This window comes from Fluctibacter corallii (assembly GCF_025751585.1).
Lineage (GTDB): Bacteria > Pseudomonadota > Gammaproteobacteria > Enterobacterales > Alteromonadaceae > Fluctibacter_A > Fluctibacter_A corallii.
On the sequence record NZ_JAOWKX010000004.1, the window covers coordinates 392,819 to 410,948 of the forward strand.

14 protein-coding genes, 6 tRNA genes and 1 pseudogene are annotated in these 18,130 nt (G+C 42.0%); 18 read left to right on the forward strand and 3 right to left on the reverse strand.

What is annotated here, in order from left to right; all coding sequences use genetic code 11:
* The first annotated feature begins 53 nt into the window (after positions 1–53).
* The 14 genes from OE749_RS10005 to OE749_RS10070 all read left to right on the forward strand — a co-directional run bounded on the left by OE749_RS10005 (position 54) and on the right by OE749_RS10070 (position 10,671).
* Entirely contained in the window at positions 54–692 is a 639-nt protein-coding gene (locus tag OE749_RS10005) for a GNAT family N-acetyltransferase (protein ID WP_263712317.1), read from the forward strand.
* Between the two features lie 34 nt (positions 693–726).
* A complete protein-coding gene (locus OE749_RS10010) occupies positions 727–987 on the forward strand; it encodes a DUF5062 family protein (protein ID WP_263712318.1) in 261 nt (86 codons plus the stop codon).
* Positions 988–1,148: 161 nt separating this feature from the next.
* Positions 1,149–1,225, forward strand: a tRNA-Pro gene (locus OE749_RS10015).
* A gap of 24 nt (positions 1,226–1,249) precedes the next feature.
* Positions 1,250–1,326 (forward strand) — tRNA-Arg (locus OE749_RS10020).
* A gap of 57 nt (positions 1,327–1,383) precedes the next feature.
* Positions 1,384–1,459 (forward strand) — tRNA-His (locus OE749_RS10025).
* 4 nt (positions 1,460–1,463) lie between these two features.
* Positions 1,464–1,548, forward strand: a tRNA-Leu gene (locus tag OE749_RS10030).
* A 57-nt stretch (positions 1,549–1,605) separates the two neighbouring features.
* A tRNA-Pro gene (locus OE749_RS10035) sits at positions 1,606–1,682 on the forward strand.
* 4 nt (positions 1,683–1,686) lie between these two features.
* Positions 1,687–1,771: transfer RNA gene (locus OE749_RS10040), tRNA-Leu, on the forward strand.
* 400 nt (positions 1,772–2,171) lie between these two features.
* On the forward strand, positions 2,172–3,482 hold the full coding sequence (gene tig, locus OE749_RS10045; RefSeq protein ID WP_263712319.1) for a trigger factor: 1,311 nt from the start codon (positions 2,172–2,174) through the stop codon (positions 3,480–3,482).
* Positions 3,483–3,571: 89 nt separating this feature from the next.
* Positions 3,572–4,201 (forward strand): ATP-dependent Clp endopeptidase proteolytic subunit ClpP, encoded by a 630-nt coding sequence (gene clpP / locus OE749_RS10050; protein WP_263712320.1) that lies wholly within the window; start codon positions 3,572–3,574, stop codon positions 4,199–4,201.
* A gap of 79 nt (positions 4,202–4,280) precedes the next feature.
* A complete protein-coding gene (gene clpX, locus OE749_RS10055) occupies positions 4,281–5,555 on the forward strand; it encodes an ATP-dependent protease ATP-binding subunit ClpX (protein ID WP_263712321.1) in 1,275 nt (424 codons plus the stop codon).
* 103 nt (positions 5,556–5,658) lie between these two features.
* Positions 5,659–8,025, forward strand: coding sequence for an endopeptidase La (gene lon, locus OE749_RS10060; RefSeq protein ID WP_263712322.1), 2,367 nt, complete (start codon positions 5,659–5,661; stop codon positions 8,023–8,025).
* Positions 8,026–8,260: 235 nt separating this feature from the next.
* Positions 8,261–8,533 carry an HU family DNA-binding protein gene (locus tag OE749_RS10065; protein WP_263712323.1) on the forward strand — a complete coding sequence of 91 codons (273 nt, stop codon included), beginning with the start codon at positions 8,261–8,263 and terminating at the stop codon, positions 8,531–8,533.
* A 260-nt stretch (positions 8,534–8,793) separates the two neighbouring features.
* On the forward strand, positions 8,794–10,671 hold the full coding sequence (locus OE749_RS10070) for a SurA N-terminal domain-containing protein (RefSeq protein WP_263712324.1): 1,878 nt from the start codon (positions 8,794–8,796) through the stop codon (positions 10,669–10,671).
* A gap of 239 nt (positions 10,672–10,910) precedes the next feature.
* On the opposite strand, the gene OE749_RS10075 is transcribed toward OE749_RS10070, so the two are convergent.
* Together OE749_RS10075 and OE749_RS10080 are read right to left on the reverse strand one after the other, a co-directional pair.
* Complete coding sequence (locus OE749_RS10075) at positions 10,911–11,483, reverse strand: DUF6151 family protein (RefSeq protein WP_263712325.1); 573 nt, start codon at positions 11,481–11,483, stop codon at positions 10,911–10,913.
* A gap of 238 nt (positions 11,484–11,721) precedes the next feature.
* Positions 11,722–13,269, reverse strand: coding sequence for a hypothetical protein (locus OE749_RS10080; RefSeq protein ID WP_263712326.1), 1,548 nt, complete (start codon positions 13,267–13,269; stop codon positions 11,722–11,724).
* Positions 13,270–13,734: 465 nt separating this feature from the next.
* Here OE749_RS10080 and OE749_RS10085 point away from each other — a divergent pair, with 465 nt between their 5' ends.
* Positions 13,735–14,631, forward strand: coding sequence for a LysR family transcriptional regulator (locus OE749_RS10085; RefSeq protein WP_263712327.1), 897 nt, complete (start codon positions 13,735–13,737; stop codon positions 14,629–14,631).
* Between the two features lie 498 nt (positions 14,632–15,129).
* The gene (gene dapE / locus OE749_RS10090; protein WP_263712328.1) at positions 15,130–16,305 is read left to right on the forward strand and encodes a succinyl-diaminopimelate desuccinylase; all 1,176 of its coding nucleotides are present in this window, start codon (positions 15,130–15,132) and stop codon (positions 16,303–16,305) included.
* Here the strand turns inward: dapE and OE749_RS10095 are convergent.
* Complete coding sequence (locus OE749_RS10095) at positions 16,302–17,132, reverse strand: helix-turn-helix domain-containing protein (protein ID WP_263712329.1); 831 nt, start codon at positions 17,130–17,132, stop codon at positions 16,302–16,304. The genes dapE and OE749_RS10095 overlap by 4 nt on opposite strands.
* A gap of 91 nt (positions 17,133–17,223) precedes the next feature.
* On the opposite strand from OE749_RS10095, the gene OE749_RS10100 reads away from it, so the two are divergent.
* Both OE749_RS10100 and OE749_RS10105 read left to right on the forward strand, forming a co-directional pair.
* Positions 17,224–17,595, forward strand: coding sequence for a DUF3224 domain-containing protein (locus OE749_RS10100; RefSeq protein WP_263712330.1), 372 nt, complete (start codon positions 17,224–17,226; stop codon positions 17,593–17,595).
* A gap of 153 nt (positions 17,596–17,748) precedes the next feature.
* Positions 17,749–18,130, forward strand: a pseudogene (locus tag OE749_RS10105) (transposase); the annotation flags it as partial.

Below are 18,130 nucleotides of genomic sequence, written 5' to 3' on the forward strand. Positions count from 1 at the left end.
GCTTTAAGAACAGAATTCGTTCCTGATTCCAAATTTTTGTGAGGTCTACTTTAATGGAATTGTCAGCCGTAGAAATTTTTGGCTATTGTGCATCGGCATTAGTTGCGTACTCGTTGACGCAAAGCTCTATTATAAAACTGCGATGGATTAACTTGTTTGGTTCATCGTCATTTTGCATGTATGGCATCATTATCGGTGCATATCCTGTTGCCGTGTTAAATGGCTTCATTGCCATGACCAACGTGTACTTTCTTCGAAAGATTCTCACGCAGCCCAAACAGAATTTCTCAGTATTAAGAGCAAATCAACCATCTAACTATGTCAATTTCTTTTTAGATTTTCACAAAGAAGAAATCAAACAGCTGTTTCCTTCGTTTTTAAATCAGTCACAACAAACCGAAAGAGAGTACTTTTTACTAATGGAAAATACAGAAGTAGTGGGAGTGCTATCTGGATATAGAAATGAAGATGCCGTGTTTGTTGTCGACTTTGATTTTGTTATTCCTGCTTATCGAGATTGCAAGCTGGGGCATTTTGCATTGGGTAAAGGTAATCAGCTTGCTAAATATACTGGTTACTCTCGTATAGCCGCAACGGCAGATAGCGACGCGCACGCTCAATACTTGCAAAAACTTGGCTTTAGTAAGAAAGACACGCTATTGTGGACATTCGACGGAGCAAGAGAAGCCTAACAACAATTAGGGCTTCTCTATAGAGGGAGGCCCTATGAAAAAACTTAAACATGAGCAGCAACTCCTTAAATTAGCGCTTTCGGTTGGCGAAACCTACGCTAAGAATCGAGGATACGATGGATTTACCTCAACCACTGGCCAAAAAGAAAAAGTAGAAGTTATTTATCGTCTGCTTGTAAATGATAAGTTGGTCACACCCATGCCAGAAGAACAAGAAGATCTTTTGAACATGAAACACCGTTTAGCAATATGGGTACGTAATAAATTACCAGAAACCCATCCGTTGGCTAAATGAGTGCTAAAAATGAGCAAATTGAATGAAAAATGTCGTATTTGCAGTAAAAATAACCGTTTAAAAATTTTATTTAAAAAAGTGTTTGACGGGGTGGGGGCAAGTCGGTAATATGCGCCACCCGTAGCGAGGGAGGATTTGAAAACTCTCTCAAAGCGAAAAATCGGTGAGTAGCGCAGCTTGGTAGCGCACTTGGTTTGGGTCCAAGGGGTCGCAGGTTCAAATCCTGTCTCACCGACCATTTATCTGTTAAGCAGATTCGTGAGCGCCCGTAGCTCAGCTGGATAGAGCAACGGCCTTCTAAGCCGTGGGTCGCAGGTTCGAATCCTGCCGGGCGCGCCATGCGAACGGTAATTCGAAGCTGGATCAGCTAGAATAGTTTAACAGTGCATGACAATGGTGGGCGTAGCTCAGTTGGTAGAGCCCCGGATTGTGATTCCGGTTGTCGTGGGTTCAAATCCCATCGTCCACCCCACTTTGCGGAAGTGGTGGAATTGGTAGACACGCTGGATTTAGGTTCCAGTGCTTCACGGCGTGAGAGTTCAAGTCTCTCCTTCCGCACCATCTTTATAACAGTCAATATTCATATATCTATATCGATTATTCGGCTGTATTGCATTTCGGTGAGTAGCGCAGCTTGGTAGCGCACTTGGTTTGGGTCCAAGGGGTCGCAGGTTCAAATCCTGTCTCACCGACCATTTTGCGGAAGTGGTGGAATTGGTAGACACGCTGGATTTAGGTTCCAGTGCTTCACGGCGTGAGAGTTCAAGTCTCTCCTTCCGCACCATTATCTCAATGTCTTTTTCTTGCTAGTAAATCCACGATACAACAGTAAATTTTCTTTGCTACATCCTTATTTCACAAATTAATAAATACTGAAGTGCTGATCAGTCTTTAAATTAACGCACGTAATTAGTAGGTTTTTCCCATTTCGACTCGACTCTTGCAGCCCCTTACACTATAATGCGGCGTCTTTTTATCCGGCAGAGATAGGCTTTGGTATCTTTAGCGTATCGATTGCTGTGGGATGATATTGTGTCAGATAGCGTAAAATTTGCCTATTTGCCGCAATATACCGATGACATTGCAAACAAATTTCTATTACGTTAGCGAATCAAACATCCCTCGATAAAATCCCCAGTAACAAAACAAGAGCGCAAATGAGAGCGCAAAGTTGAGGTAGAAGAATGCAAGTTTCAGTAGAGACGACTCAAGGTTTAGAACGCCGTCTTACTATCACAGTGCCTGCAGAATCTGTAGATTCAGCGGTTAAGTCACGTTTACAGCAATTAGCGAAGACTCAGCGTATCAATGGTTTTCGTCCTGGTAAGGTGCCAGTATCTGTAATTCAAAAGCGCTTTGGTCAAGCGGTTCGTCAGGAAATTGCTGGTGAAGTAATGCAGCGCAATTTCTTTGAAGCAGTTGTTCAGGAAAAGTTGAACCCTGCAGGAATGCCAGCGTTTGAAGTGACTAAAGACAAGCACGGTGAAGATTTAGAGTATGTTGCTTCTTTTGAAGTCTACCCTGAAGTTGAAGTAAAAGGCGTCGAAGAGATTGAAATCGAGAAGCCTGTTGTTGAGATTGAAGACAAAGATCTAGACAACATGATGGAAACACTTCAAAAGCAACACGCAAACTGGAAAGAAGTGAAGCGTAAAGCAAAGAAAGATGATCGCGTTGTGATCGACTTTGTTGGCACCATTGACGGCGAAGAGTTCGATGGCGGCAAAGCTGAAAACTTCACACTTGAGCTAGGTAAAGATCGCATGATCCCTGGCTTTGAAAAGCCACTTGTAGGTGCAAAAGCCGGTGAAGAAGTGGTTGCAGATGTGACTTTCCCTGAAGATTACCATGCAGAAGCGCTTAAGGGTAAAGACGCACAGTTCAAGATCACGGTAAGCAAGGTTGAAGGCCTTGACCTACCTAAGATTGACGAAGAGTTCGCGAAACTATTCGGCATCGAAGACGGTAATGTAGATGCACTTAAAGCAGAAGTTCGCAAAAACATGCAGCGTGAACTAGAGCAAACGCTTAAAGCACGTGTTAAAGAAGACGTTATTGCTAAGCTAGTAGAGAAGAACGAAATTGATCTTCCTAAAGCGCTTATCGAGCAAGAAGTTAATGCACTTCGCGAGCAGGCAAAACAGCGTTTCGCTCAGCAAGCGGGCGGTAATGTTGATAACCTACCTGAACTTCCTGCAGATCTTTTCGAAGAGAATGCACGTCGTCGCGTGTCAATTGGTTTGATTCTTGGTGAGATCATCAAGGTCAACGAATTGAAGGCAGACGAAGAAAAAGTAAATGCAATGATCGAATCTGCTGCGTCTGCGTACGAAGATCCTCAAGAAGTTATCGAGTATTACAAAGCAAACAACGAATTGATGCAGCAAATGCAAAATGTTGCACTTGAAGATCAGGCAATTGAATTCGTTCTTGACAAAGCTAAAGTCACCGATGTGAAAAAAGACTTTGACGAGATCATGAACAAACAGGCCTAATTTACTGTTTGCTAATTGACTTTAATAGTCAGCAACTGATTAAATGCTCGGTAATTACCGAGCATTTTTTTTTGTGAAAGAAGCAATTTATGATGAATACACCTTTCGATCCCCTAAACGCCCTTGTCCCTATGGTTGTTGAGCAAACATCTAAAGGTGAGCGCTCTTACGATATTTATTCTCGTTTGTTAAAAGAGAATGTTATTTTCTTAGTCGGTCAGGTAGAAGACCATATGGCAAACCTGATTGTTGCCCAGATGCTTTTCTTGGAAGCGGAAAACCCAGATAAAGATATTTATTTGTATATCAATTCTCCGGGCGGCTCTGTGACTGCTGGCATGGCAATCTATGACACGATGAATTTCATCAAGCCAGACGTAAGTACGGTTTGTGTTGGACAGGCCGCCAGTATGGGCGCATTTTTGTTATCAGGCGGTGCGAAAGGAAAGCGTTATTGCTTGCCTAACTCTCGTGTAATGATTCACCAACCTTTGGGTGGCTTCCAAGGTCAAGCATCTGATTTTGAAATTCATGCTAAAGAAATTCTGTCTATTAAAGAAAAACTAAATAGGCTCATGGCAGAGCATACTGGTCAGAACTACGAACGTGTTGCACAAGATACAGATCGTGATAACTTCTTAAGTGCAACAGAAGCGAAAGAATACGGTCTAATTGACCAGGTTTTATCTAATCGTATGGATGCTAAGATAGATAAATAATTTGAGAAGTTGGCCTTTTAGGTTAAAACTGATAACACTAGAGAAGTATTTGCTAGTGGGTAAAAGAGGCAATATATAGATGACTGATAAACAAAACGGTGATGACAACAAATTGCTGTATTGCTCTTTCTGCGGAAAGAGTCAGCATGAGGTACGTAAGCTCATTGCCGGCCCGTCTGTGTTTATTTGTGATGAATGTGTCGAGTTATGTAACGACATTATTCGTGAAGAAGTAAAAGAGATAGCGCCGAAGAAGAAGCAGGACGCGCTTCCAAAGCCGCAAGAAATTCATACGCACCTTGATGATTATGTGATTGGGCAAGAGCACGCGAAGAAAGTACTTTCTGTTGCTGTCTACAATCACTATAAGCGTTTGCGTAATGGTGACGTACACGAAGGTGTTGAGTTAGGGAAGAGTAATATCTTACTAATTGGCCCGACAGGAAGTGGTAAAACCCTTCTGGCAGAAACCTTGGCTCGTCTTCTAGACGTTCCATTTACCATGGCAGATGCAACTACGTTAACCGAAGCTGGATACGTAGGAGAAGATGTTGAAAACATCATTCAAAAGCTTCTGCAAAAATGTGATTACGACGTTGAAAAAGCACAGCGTGGTATTGTGTACATCGATGAAATCGACAAGATTTCTCGCAAATCTGACAATCCATCAATTACCCGAGATGTGTCAGGTGAAGGTGTACAGCAAGCGTTGCTTAAGTTGATTGAAGGTACTATTGCTTCGGTTCCGCCTCAAGGAGGCAGAAAGCATCCGCAGCAAGAGTTTTTGCAAGTCGATACGTCGAAGATTCTATTTATCTGCGGTGGAGCATTTGCAGGACTAGATAAAGTCATTGAACAGCGAGCTCATACTGGTGCGGGTATCGGGTTTGGTGCGGATGTTAAGTCTAAAGCCAATAAAGATACAATTAGTAGCTTGTTCAAAAAGGTAGAGCCAGAAGATTTAGTTAAATATGGCTTAATCCCAGAGTTTATTGGTCGACTTCCTGTTGTCACCAGCTTAGAAGAGCTAAATGAAGACGCGTTGATTCAAATTCTTCGTGAACCTAAAAACGCTATTACTAAGCAGTATGGTGCGCTGTTCTCAATGGAGAACACCGAGTTGGAGTTCAGAGATGATGCCCTTCAGGCGATTGCGAAAAAAGCAATGGACAGAAAAACCGGCGCGCGAGGTCTTCGCTCTATCGTAGAAGGTGTATTACTGGATACCATGTATGACTTACCCTCAATGACAGATGTTAGCAAAGTTGTCATTGATGAAACTGTTATCAAAGGTGAATCAAAGCCTATTCTGATTTACGATAACAGCTCAGATAAAAAAGCAGCGTCAGAATAACGTGTAAAGGCCCTTGTAGGGCCTTTTTACTTTGTACGTTGAACTTTGCCTGCCAAGCCCCATATACAATAATTAATTAATAATAAGTGGTTAGAGAAAAAGCATGACGGAACAGCGAGTTGATCGCATTGAAATGCCTGTACTGGCACTGCGAGATGTGGTGGTTTATCCCCATATGGTCATTCCTTTGTTCGTTGGAAGGGAAAAATCAATACGTTGCCTTGAAGCAGCGATGGAAAAAGATAAACAAATTTTTTTGGTTGCTCAAAAAGATGCGGGTATTGATGAACCAGAAACCGACGATATCTACCAAATCGGCACTATTGCAACGATTCTTCAACTACTCAAACTGCCTGATGGTACGGTTAAGGTATTGGTAGAAGGCGGTGTAAGAGGAAAAATTCAAACCTTTTTACAAACTGAAGAGTATTTTGTCGCAGAAGTCGTTCAGCAGGATGACGAGGCAGTGCCTGAAAGTGAACAAGAAGTGCTTATTCGCTCGGCGATATCTCAGTTCGAAGGATACGTAAAACTAAATAAAAAAATTCCACCAGAGGTACTCACTTCTCTCAGTGGAATTGAAGACGCCGCCCGTCTAGCCGACACAATGGCTGCTCACATGCCGCTGAAGTTAGCTGAAAAACAAAAAGTGTTGGAAATGGATGGCGTGAATGAGCGCTTGGAATATTTAATGGCGCTCATGGAAGGTGAGATTGACCTTCTACAAGTTGAAAAGAAAATTCGCACTCGCGTAAAAAAGCAAATGGAAAAAAGCCAGCGCGAATATTATCTGAATGAGCAAATGAAGGCCATACAGAAAGAATTAGGTGAGTTGGACGAAGCGCCCGATGAATTTGAAGCCCTAAGCAACAAGATTGCTGACGCTAAAATGCCAGAAGAGGCTAAAGAGAAAGCGACTGCAGAGTTGCACAAACTCAAAATGATGTCACCTATGTCGGCTGAAGCGACCGTGGTAAGAAGCTATATTGATTGGTTGACTAATGTGCCTTGGTTCAAGCGCAGTGCTGTCAAAAAGAATTTATCTAAGGCTGAAGAAGTGTTAGATACCGATCACTATGGGCTTGAAAAGGTTAAAGAGCGTATTCTTGAATATCTAGCGGTGCAGCAGAGAGTTAAGAAGCTCAAGGGGCCGATACTATGTTTAGTTGGCCCTCCTGGTGTCGGCAAAACGTCTCTGGGACAGTCTATTGCAAAAGCGACAGGCCGCAAATACGTGCGTATGGCGTTAGGTGGCGTTAGAGATGAAGCTGAAATTCGCGGACATAGAAGAACTTATATCGGTTCTATGCCGGGTAAGCTTATCCAAAAAATGGCGAAGGTAGGGGTGAAAAATCCATTATTTTTGCTTGATGAAATCGATAAAATGTCGTCTGACATGCGTGGCGATCCCGCTTCTGCATTACTGGAAGTGCTTGATCCTGAACAAAATAATAGTTTCAGCGATCATTATTTAGAGGTTGATTACGACTTATCTGACGTGATGTTTGTTGCTACTTCAAATAGCATGGATATTCCTGGTCCACTATTAGACCGTATGGAAGTAATCAGGCTGTCTGGTTATACCGAAGATGAAAAACTTAATATCGCAACACGCCATGTCATCGAGAAGCAGATGGAGCGAAACGGCCTTAAAAAGGGTGAGCTCACGATAGATGAATCAGCGATTATTGGCATCATTAGATACTACACTCGAGAAGCTGGTGTACGTGGTTTGGAGCGCGAAATTTCTAAACTGTGTAGAAAAGCGGTGAAGAATATCCTTCTGAATAAAGACCTGAAGAATGTGCATGTAACACAAGACAACTTAAAAGATTTTCTTGGTGTGCAGCGTTTTGATTACGGTAAGGCGGATAAGAACAACCAAATTGGTCAGGTCACGGGCTTGGCTTGGACACAAGTTGGTGGAGACTTACTCACTATTGAAACGACCAGTGTTCCTGGAAAAGGTAAAACCACTTTTACAGGTTCTTTGGGCGATGTTATGCAGGAATCGATTCACACGGCTATGTCGGTTGTGAGAAGCCGAGCAGAAAAGCTTCGTATTAACGAAGATTTTTATGAAAAGCGAGACATACATGTACACGTACCTGAAGGTGCGACACCAAAGGATGGCCCCAGTGCCGGTATTGCTATGTGTACTGCGCTTGTTTCAACCTTAACAGGGAATCCCGTTAAGGCTGACGTTGCCATGACAGGAGAAATCACGCTAAGAGGTGAAGTACTTGCGATTGGCGGATTAAAAGAAAAGCTCCTCGCTGCACATCGTGGTGGAATTAAAACGGTTGTGATCCCGAAAGATAACGAACGTGATTTAGAAGAAATTCCGAACAACGTTAAAGAGGATTTATCTATTCACCCCGTGCAGTGGATAGATGAAGTTTTGGAACTCGCATTGCAAGAAAATCCCGAGGGATTCACGCCTGTAACGGTTTCAAAGAAGAAAAAGTAGACGAAAACTCACTTTTTTTCGCTTTTTTTGCTTTTAAGGGCTTCCTAAACGTAAAAGTTGTGGTAGCCTTTAAAACAGTTTCGCTTTAGGCCTTGATAATAAAGGGATTGCGGCGATTCAACTAAATAAATTAATTGTAAACCATTGCTTGAACTTAGTGGTCAAGCTTGTTATAACGTTGCCGGAACACACACGTTCGGAACACTAAATAATAACAATTGAAGGGGATCTTATTGTGAACAAGAACGATATGGTTGAAGCTATTGCTGCTGGTGCTGACATTTCTAAAGCAGCGGCTGGTCGTGCTCTTGATTCTTTCACTGACGCAGTTACTGCTGCACTTAAAGAAGGTGATCAGGTTGCGCTAGTTGGTTTTGGTACTTTCTCTGTACGCGAGCGTGCAGCACGTAGTGGTCGTAACCCTCAAACTGGCGAAACTATCCAAATCGCTGCTGCTAAAGTACCTTCATTCAAAGCAGGTAAAGCACTTAAAGACGCTTGTAACTAAGCATTGCTTTAAAGGTTTTGTAAAACATCAGAACCAAAGCATAAAGTTTGTTTAAAAGGCGATGAGTATTCATCGCCTTTTTCGTAACTGACTCTACGGTCTTATAATCCATCCCAAATCGCTACGTTTTAAATCGCTAAAACATCGCCATAATTCCTGCCATAGGCGGTAGTAATCTAGTAAATAATTGGGCTATAATCCCGCGTCATACTACCCAAAGTGCATGCCGTTCTGCGGTCATATGGAGTGTAATAAATAAAATGTTGGAAAAAATTAGAGAAGGCTCACAAGGTTTTTGGGCTATTGTTATCCTTGGGCTTGTCATCCTGAGCTTCGTTTTCGCAGGTGTTGGCGGATATATTTCTTCGTCTACAGATGCGCCTGCGGCGAAAGTAAACGGAGAAGTCATTACAATGCAAACCCTTGAGCGTGCGTATCAGAATGAACGTGCACGTATGGAGTCTCAGTATGGAGAGGCGTTCTCAGCAATGGCTGCTGACGCGGACTATCTCAAGCAATTTCGTGATGGCGTACTCGACCGCCTAATTGCAGACGAACTTATTGAGCAAGTAGCCAAAGGCATGGATTTAAGAGTAAGCGACGCGCAGGTGAGAGAAGCTATTTCTGCTATGCCTGAATTTCAGATCGCAGGTAAGTTCAGCCGCGACAGATTTGATGCATTACTTAGACAAGCTGGTTTCCAGCCGCATACGTTTATGGACTATATGCGAGACGAAATGACGCGTCAGCAGGTAATTCGTGCGCTACTAGGCAGTGAGTTCGCCACTAAGAATGCTGCGCAAACTGTATTCGCTCTTCAACGTCAAACTCGTGATATTAAGTATCTCACGGTTTCTTCAGACGAGTTTAAGAATGACGTCAGTGTGACAGAAGAAGAGCTACAAGCTTACTATCAAGACAATTTGACTCAATACGACACAGAAGAGCAAGTGAGTGTTGAGTATGTAGAGCTAAAAGTTGCTGATCTTATGCCAAATGTTGATGTTTCTGAAGAAGATGCATTAGGCTTTTATGAAGACAACAAAAATAACTATCAAACAGAAGAAGAGCGAAGAGTCTCTCATATTCTTATTGAATTTGGTGATGATAAAGAGGCTGCAAAAGAAAAAGCTGAATCGTTATTGGCACAGTTACGTGATGGCGCAGACTTTGAAGTATTAGCGACTGAAAATTCAGAAGATTTATTCTCTGCTGAGAATGGCGGAGACTTGGATTGGTTTGTAAAAGGTAGCTTTGACCCTGCATTTGAAGATGCGGCATTTTCTCTTACCAAAGGCGATATTTCTGATGTTGTCGAAAGTGCTTCTGGTTTTCATATTATCCAGCTGACTGATGTAAAAGCGCAGGAAGTAACTGCCTATGACGATGTAAAGGAAGATATCTACGCCACGTTAAAAGAAGAAAAGGCACAAGAGGAATTCTATAACTTGCAGCTGCGTATGGAAGAAGTCGCGTTTGAATCACCAGATTCTCTCGAAGATGTTGCAGCAGAGGTAAACTCAGAAGTTAACTCAACGGCGCTATTTTCTCGTAATACCGCTCCTCAGCCAATTGCTTCTCAGGCTGCGTTAGTCAGCGCTTTTGATCCAGCGATTATTGAAGATGCTGTAAACAGTGATGTTATTGAAGTAGAAGAGGGGCATGTTCTTGTGCTTCGTGTTGCTGAGCATAAACCAGAGCGCACAAAATCGTTTGATGAAGTGAAAAATACAATTGAAACAGCTTTGTTAGCTGAAAAAGTGCAGGAAGCTGCTAAAGCATGGGCTGATTCAGTTATCGTGTCTTTGCAAAATGGTGAAGATGTTGCATCTAAGCTGGAAGAAAAGTCTCTTGAGTGGAAAACTGCGGAAGGTGTAACTCGATTTGGAGCAAATGTCTCTCCGGCTATTGCGGAGACAGCGTTTAAATTAGGAGCAGTGAGTCAGCCTCGAGATGTCGCTTTGCTGAATAATGGAGATGTGAGCATTGTCGAATTAGTTGATATTCACTCTGCTACTGAACCCCAGCCACAAGAATTGGCTGGTATTCAACAGCAACTTCAGTCTGCGAAGAGCCAACAAATGATGGCTGATTTGATCGAATCACTTAAAAGTGATGCTGATATTGAACGATTTTAATCAATTATTGTTTCTTCATCTTTGAAGGTTGCATTTTAAAGCCAGTGGTATTTACCACTGGCTTTTTTGCTATCTATACTCCAGACATCTGGTCGTTGAAGCGACGACTTTCAGTTTATTTCAATTTATTTGAAACTATCAATGGGTATAGCTGCCATCGGTCATCGCCTTGGACACCCACTCGATTTATTGGATTCTACGAAGAACAATCTCTTCTATAATTGACATTTTTTAACGCTTTACTGCCGCAATAAGGGTTTACAAATAGGCTTTCCAAGTCTGTTATAAAAAGGGGATGTTTTACCTTTACCTGTCAATTTCCAAAACAATAGTTTTCTAATGATTCTTAGTAAGATGCGATTGTGTGAGTGAGGGCCTTTTACAAGAGCCTGAGTGGAATTGTCTAAATGGGCATAATGCACGGCACCCAAAATAGGGCCGCAGGTTGCGCCTATGTTTTGGTTATTATGGTAGGCATTATGAATGATGCCGACAAACGGTAATTTGGCACCGGCTGTGTTGCAAATTGGTGTGTTGCAACATGCACTGTACCACCTATGAATGCCCTTTGCTGATAGCTTCATGCAAGCAATATGATCAATACCTTGAGTTATTTCCAAATGTTCGGGGGCTACCTGATAAATTTCGGTACCTCCGAATTTGTTTAGTGTGCTTGCTCGTTGTGAAAGCGCTGAAGCAAAAGATTGGCAGTCTTGACAGTAACAAACTAACCGGTTACCTGAGTTAGCATCAATATCTTTGATTTTCCCTTTTATTTCACCACAGCGACAACTGAGTTTAAGCGTGTTCATTAGGTATCCTTTAAATGCACATTATAGGTAAGACACCCATCTTACACTTAGTTTGAAACATACGCTCCTATTTCGAGATGATTGGAGCTTGCGTATTGATTTGCCAGTCGTCCGCTTGTGGACTCTACTACCAAAGCAAAACCCTTGTATAAAGTCATTGTGACTTGAATACTCCCAGCAACAATACTTGCCCCTGCTGGGAGTAGAAGTTATAGATGGTTTACTCGTCTTTCAATATCTATTGAAGCCAGCCGAGGTTTAGCCACGTGTAGCGGCTTTTAGACCACCATGACCACCAAGCAGTTTGTTCGTATTTAAAAATAGTACGCTTGGTGAACTTTCGTTTTTTAACCTGCCACTTTGTCTTAGTGTCTACGTGAAAACGGCGTGTATCGGATGCTGGGATGGTCCAAACTCCTTCGGAAACATATTGTAAACCGTATTTTGATATGGCGGGAGTGCTCTTGTAGGTCGCTTTCTTGAAGGCCGGGAAATTAACCCACTCTTTGTCTGAGCGAGGGTATTTAAGTTCATAAAGCCAGCCAATGTCTCTACCGTTACGTGAACGTGTTGAGCTTTGCCAGTCTCGGATGTCTTTTCGGACAGAGTTACTTTGATCAAACGACACGCCAGCGGTGACTTTTCCTTCGCTGTCTAGTCCTGTTGACACACTTAAGCCGCTGGTTGAGGTCAGTGCTACCGTATCTGATTCGTTACCGGGCAGCCGACTTATGATTGCAGCGTTTGCGTATGTCGCATCAGGTTCTTTTACGTCCATATCTAAATCTACATACTCTAGATACCAAGCTTTCTCGGTACTTGAGTCTTTGGTCATGGTTGGGTTTGCACTGCCGTGGAGGCTAAACGCCACATACTTGATTCCATCCGATTTATACATCGCATAAGCGTAGTGGCGTGTTCCGTTGAACACTTTTTCTCCATTATCGTAATTGAATAAATGATTAATGCTTACTGCGGTATAACATTCTCGCTCATCCTTGAGGTTAGCTGGGCATGGGTAAGAAAATGTAAAGCCGCCAGCACTGTTTGCGCTAATAAGCGTATCTGTATTTGCTTTTCTAGTTTCAGTATTACTGATTATATCGTGTGTTGGAGAGAGAAGATCTTGCTCAAACTGTGAAAGCATCGTCTGACGTTTGTCATGCGCCATTGAGCTAAGAGTTTCCTCTAGGGCGTAAGTTTTGTATGACTCTGTAAGATTGGATGTTGATATTTCTACCAAATTATCTTTGCTAGTATTCTGGGAGTCAGACGAGGATGATAGTCCTTCATTGTAGGTTGCACTCACAGCACTGTATGTGAATACTTGGTCTGGGTGGCTTGTTCTTGATGGATGTATTAGAACAATATCGCCTTGTGATAAAGAGGGGAGTGAAGCAAAGCTTGATTCAAAGGCAAAGTTAGCGTTTTCAATAATAATTGGCTTTCCTTGTTTGTACGCTTCACTCAGGTACTGATCAATGTTTGTATCTAGTCCTTTTGTGTAGCTCGCATTGATGTAAATTGAATCATGCTGGGAAACAAGTTTTGAGGCTTGCTGCTGCGGAGAGTCCTCGGAATAAATAGCTGGTGTGATAGTTGACTGATCTGATAAATGACCAAGAACAAAAGACCCTTTATTTGGGCTTAGAGAGAGAATAGAGAGGCTCTGTGATGTTGTTGAGAGACTTTGCTGGCTCTCATTGAGCTTCAATGGTGAAGCTTGAACTTGACTCATGCTTGTTGCGACTAATAAAGCGTTAAAAATAAGGTTGACGTGTTTCATTAAACTTTCCTTTTAAAAGAAACTTACCTTGGTAGTGCGAGATCCAAGAGATAAAAACGCGCTGCTTGATCATGACACTCCAAAGACATGAGCACAGCGGCACAGATAACAAACCGAGGCGTGATGGAAAACGTAGACACCCACTTTTCAGTTAAAGCTGGATAATATGCCTTCCATGGCTAAGCCACAATTTGCCCATAACAATCTCGGCAACTTTGCGCTTTAAATCAAAAGAAAATTATTCACCCCTATGACTAAATCTCACTGAGAGGAAAAGTTGGGTGATTTTTTGACCTGCTTAGGATTCAGCCTATATTTAAGAAAAGCAATATAATTGGCCTTTTGTGGCGAGTCTTGTTGCTCCAACTTCACTTTGATTACGCAAGGGGGAAAGGTGAATAGCACATCCACTGGTACGAGGTGGTATTCAAAACTTTTACATCAACTCTTCTGATAAGGTATTAAATGAAGCGCACTTTACCCCCGTTAAATGCATTGAGAGCGTTCGAGTCAGCAGGCCGACTGGGAAGTTTTTCAAAAGCAGCATTGGAACTGCATGTTACGAACAGCGCAATTTCAAAACAGATAAAATCAATTGAGTCTTATTTGAACAAAGTGCTCTTCATCAGAAATGCGGGAAGTGTGAGGTTGACTTCTGATGGGGAAAAGTACTTGTATGAAATATCAAGCGTACTTGATTCACTCTCCCATGCAACTAAGGCATGTAAATTTAGTAGGGATAATAAAGATATACTTTCAGTTTGGACTTCTCCGTCTTTTGCCAGTTTGTGGCTACTACCCAAATTGTCTGATTTTTTAGATTCGAATGAAGGGACGCATGTCGCGGTAAGAACCGAAGAGAATAGCTTTCCTATCAATACAAGTGTTGACTGTGAAATACGTAGCTTTAAGAAGGAGAAGGCGCCGAAGCGAGCCATTTTGTTAAAAGAGGAGGTTCTTTGGTTGGTAGGGAGTAATTCTCTTAGTCTTTCAGGCTCAGTTGATGTTGCAGGGCATGCCCAGAAATTTACAGCAGCTACGTACCTACTTAATCGTCCTAACGCTTGGCAAAAAGCAACTAAGCAGCTATTTCCACAGAAGTTAAACATTTTTTTTGTTTCAGGTGTGGAGCAGTTTTTTCTTGCATTACAACAGGCTAAAAACAATTTGGGGGTGTGTTTAATCCCTGATTTTATGGCTAAGCAAGCTATACAGCAAAAGGAGGTAATTAGACTGACAGATGTTAGCGTGATTACTGGCTACTGCTACTATTGGATGACACCCAGTTACACGTTCCCAATCAGTAAAGTTCAGCGGTTCTATCAATGGATAAAAGAAAACTTAAGTGAAATCAAGTGCTAATAAATTCGCTTTTTTACAAACGAAGTGAGGGCATGCTCTCATTTTCACTATCACCGTACAGAACGGCAAATAGTACGGGTCTGTATATTAGGTAAATGCGATGTTCACAGTAAACAAATAACAGCTTACTAGTCTACTGTGTATGAGTTAACCACAACAATATGCTATAGAAAGCGGCAATTACTGTAGAGAAAATCAGAATATATTTGAATCCCTGCAAGCCTTGTGCAACGCGGTATCCGTTGTACCGGAGGTATACGATCCAAACGACACTTAGCAAAATGGGAATCATAAATAGGAGTTTAATCAAGTATAACCCTTTTTATCTTAACAATTTGTTTTCACTTAATTTTACACGTATTTTTGGAAAGAGTCAGTGTGTCTATCTCAGGTAATGAAAGAAATATTATTTCTTAATGTCATCGTCGTATAAATGTCATCAGGTTGTAACTGAAGTCTAATCAGAATAGCAAAAAATCAGAGAATATTATTCTGTTTATGACTATTTCAAATAATTTTCACTCCAATGCTGGTAGTAGCCACGTATTAGAATACAGTCACAATTTGTTATCTAGGGCGTCTGTAACGCCCAATGATGCAGGTTGTCAAATTTGGTTGTCAGAGAAACTGAGCTCTTTAGGCTTTGCCTGTTTCAAACTGAATCGTAATGGCGTAAGTAATCTTATTGCCAAAATTGGTAATGGACACCCACATTTTGCATTTGCTGGCCATACCGATGTAGTTCCTTCGGGACCAGAGGAGTGCTGGCGAGTTCACCCTTTTCACCCGCAAGTATTGGGAGATGAATTAGTTGGCAGAGGTGCTGCCGATATGAAGACAGCTATCGCAGCAATGCTGAGTGCAACTGAACGGTACTTTAGGGCAAAAAGTACTTTGTCCGGCACATATTACTGGTTAATCACAAGCGATGAAGAGGGAGAGGCTGAGTTTGGGAGCAAAGAAATAGCTAAGTGGCTGAAGAAAAAGGAAATAAAGCTTGGTATGTGTTTGGTTGGTGAGCCAACTGCAAACTTGATCACTGGAGATACTATTAAGGTCGGAAGAAGAGGTGCTGTATCCGCAAAGCTTAGTATCAGAGGCAAGCAAGGTCACGTTGCTTACCCGCAATTTGCAGACAATGCTATACATAAAGCCCAGAGTATCATTAAAAACTTATTGGATATTGAATGGGATGATGGGAGTGAAGACTTTCCGGGAACAAGCTTGCAGGTTACACATGTCAATTCCGGTGAATTTACCGATAACATAGTGCCCTCTCACTGCGATCTGCATTTTAATATCCGGTATAGCCATCAGTACGATTTACCAACGCTAAAGGACATTATTGCAACTACTCTAGATGAATATAAATCTGATATTCGGATTAAATGGGAGCGGCCTTGTGAACCTTACTTTAGTAAAGCAAGGCTTGATGGGTGTCTTATTACGGTAGTAGAAGAATCAGTTAGAAAGGTCACTGGCAAATTTCCACTGGTTTCTACTTCTGGTGGGACTTCTGATGGGCGTTTTTACGCTTCGCAGGACACCCAAGTCGTTGAGTTGGGTGTACCTAACAAAACTATACATCAAGCAAATGAGCGTGTGCATCTCGCTGATCTTTTTACGTTGGAAGATATTTATTTGGAGACGCTTCGGAGAGTTTTTGATCGTTAACTATCAGCACGATGCGTAACCTTGCTGGGAGCAAGAGATGTATACTTTTTGGGTGGGTGTCCAATAATTTGTTTGAAATCTCTTGTGAAGTGCGATTGGTCAGCATATCCCAAGTTCAACGCCAAGTTTGTCAGGTCTGTTGATGATATATCAAGATGCTCCAATGCTCGATGTAGGCGGTATTTGCGGATTAGCCATTTTGGTGAAATTCCGATATATCGAGCAAAGAGTCGCTGAATCTGTCTTATTGAAACATTGCTTACTTGGCTAAGAGCTTGCACATCTAGAATGTTCGGGTTCAGTTTAATTTCTCGAAATAACTTTTGAACGATTTCTCGTTGTGAATCGTCGTGGTGATTGGGCAGAAGGAGCTGTAAAAAATCATTTAGCCTATTTATACAATGAATATCAGATTTTCCATCAAGATCAGACACTAATGCGCCTACATGGCACATGGGAAAGAGTTTAGAAATAGGGGGATGCGCATTGACGTAAAATTTAGCCCCCTCAGGCAGGGCTGGAATAAGCGCTCCTGGAGTAAACTTTATTCCTATGATTTTGCCTTTACCTTTCATTAAGTAGCTGTAAGCGGTTTTGATAGGGCCAATTAACGTCATGGTATTTTTTTCAATGACTAAGTTGAATTGAGGATCTGGCAAATTTCTTTGAATATGCTCTAAATTTGTTGGTAGATCCCAGTCAACAAACCAATATTGTTCAATAAGAGGCTCTAGCTCTTCACTGGGTAAGTATCGTCTCAAAGTATAATGTTCTGCCGCGAATGATTCGTGCAAAACCCCCGAGATTTTACTTGTATTAACTCTCATATATCTTTGTCCAGATGTCGCATTTTTACAATTCAACGAAATTCTGTTCTATTAAACTGATTTAATCAAATAGATAGCAGAGGATAGAAAGTTGCAGGGCAATATTAAGGTTGAGAGTTGGAACGAAGAATTAGTGTCGGAACTAGGTTGTGGCGGTAAAGTAACCAAAGCGCGGGTGAGTCAGGTATATAGCGGGGATTTAATTGGCGAGAGTCGCGTTGAATATACGATGTTCTATGATAACGTCGGTAATGCAGAGTTTATGGGTTTTGAAGTTTTCAATGGAACTCTGCAAGGAAAGGAGTGTGAGATAATATTTAGACACTCGGGACAGTTTGATAGTGGAGTTGTTGTGAGCCAGTTTGCAATTTTCAATGTCTCAGAAGCTACTCTCATTGAGGGGTACAGGGGGGCATTGAAGTCGAGTGGCGGAAAGCAAGCGAGCTACATAATTCAGAAATAGTTGTTACTGAGCACGTAGACACCCAATTTGAGATTTGAGCTCAAGGGGTAGACGGGACTGCGTGAACGGACACCCACAGTGAGCAGGTAAACTGGACCATACTAAGCACAAAAATGCGTTACAGTAGAGGCAATTGTTGATAAGGAGGTCACAATGCCAACACCACGCTCTAAGCAAATTAGTCTGTCTCAAACCCTATATTACCATTGCGTTTCTCGTTGTGTACGTAGGGCGTATTTGTGCGGTAAAGATGCGCTCACGGGTAAAAGCTTTGAGCATCGCAGGGGCTGGGTAGAGAAGCGTCTATTGTTCCTCGCTCAGGTGTTTTGTATTGATGTTTGTGCTTATGCCGTAATGAGTAATCATACTCACTTGGTGTTGAGGGTTAACCTTGATGAAGCAAATACTCTCTCGGATGAGCAGGTACTTATTCGTTGGCATCGAATATTTAAAGGCACGTTATTATCTCAACAATATATGAGAATAGAAGATAGGCAACAGCTAACGCCAGCAGAGATACGCCAAGTAAAATCAG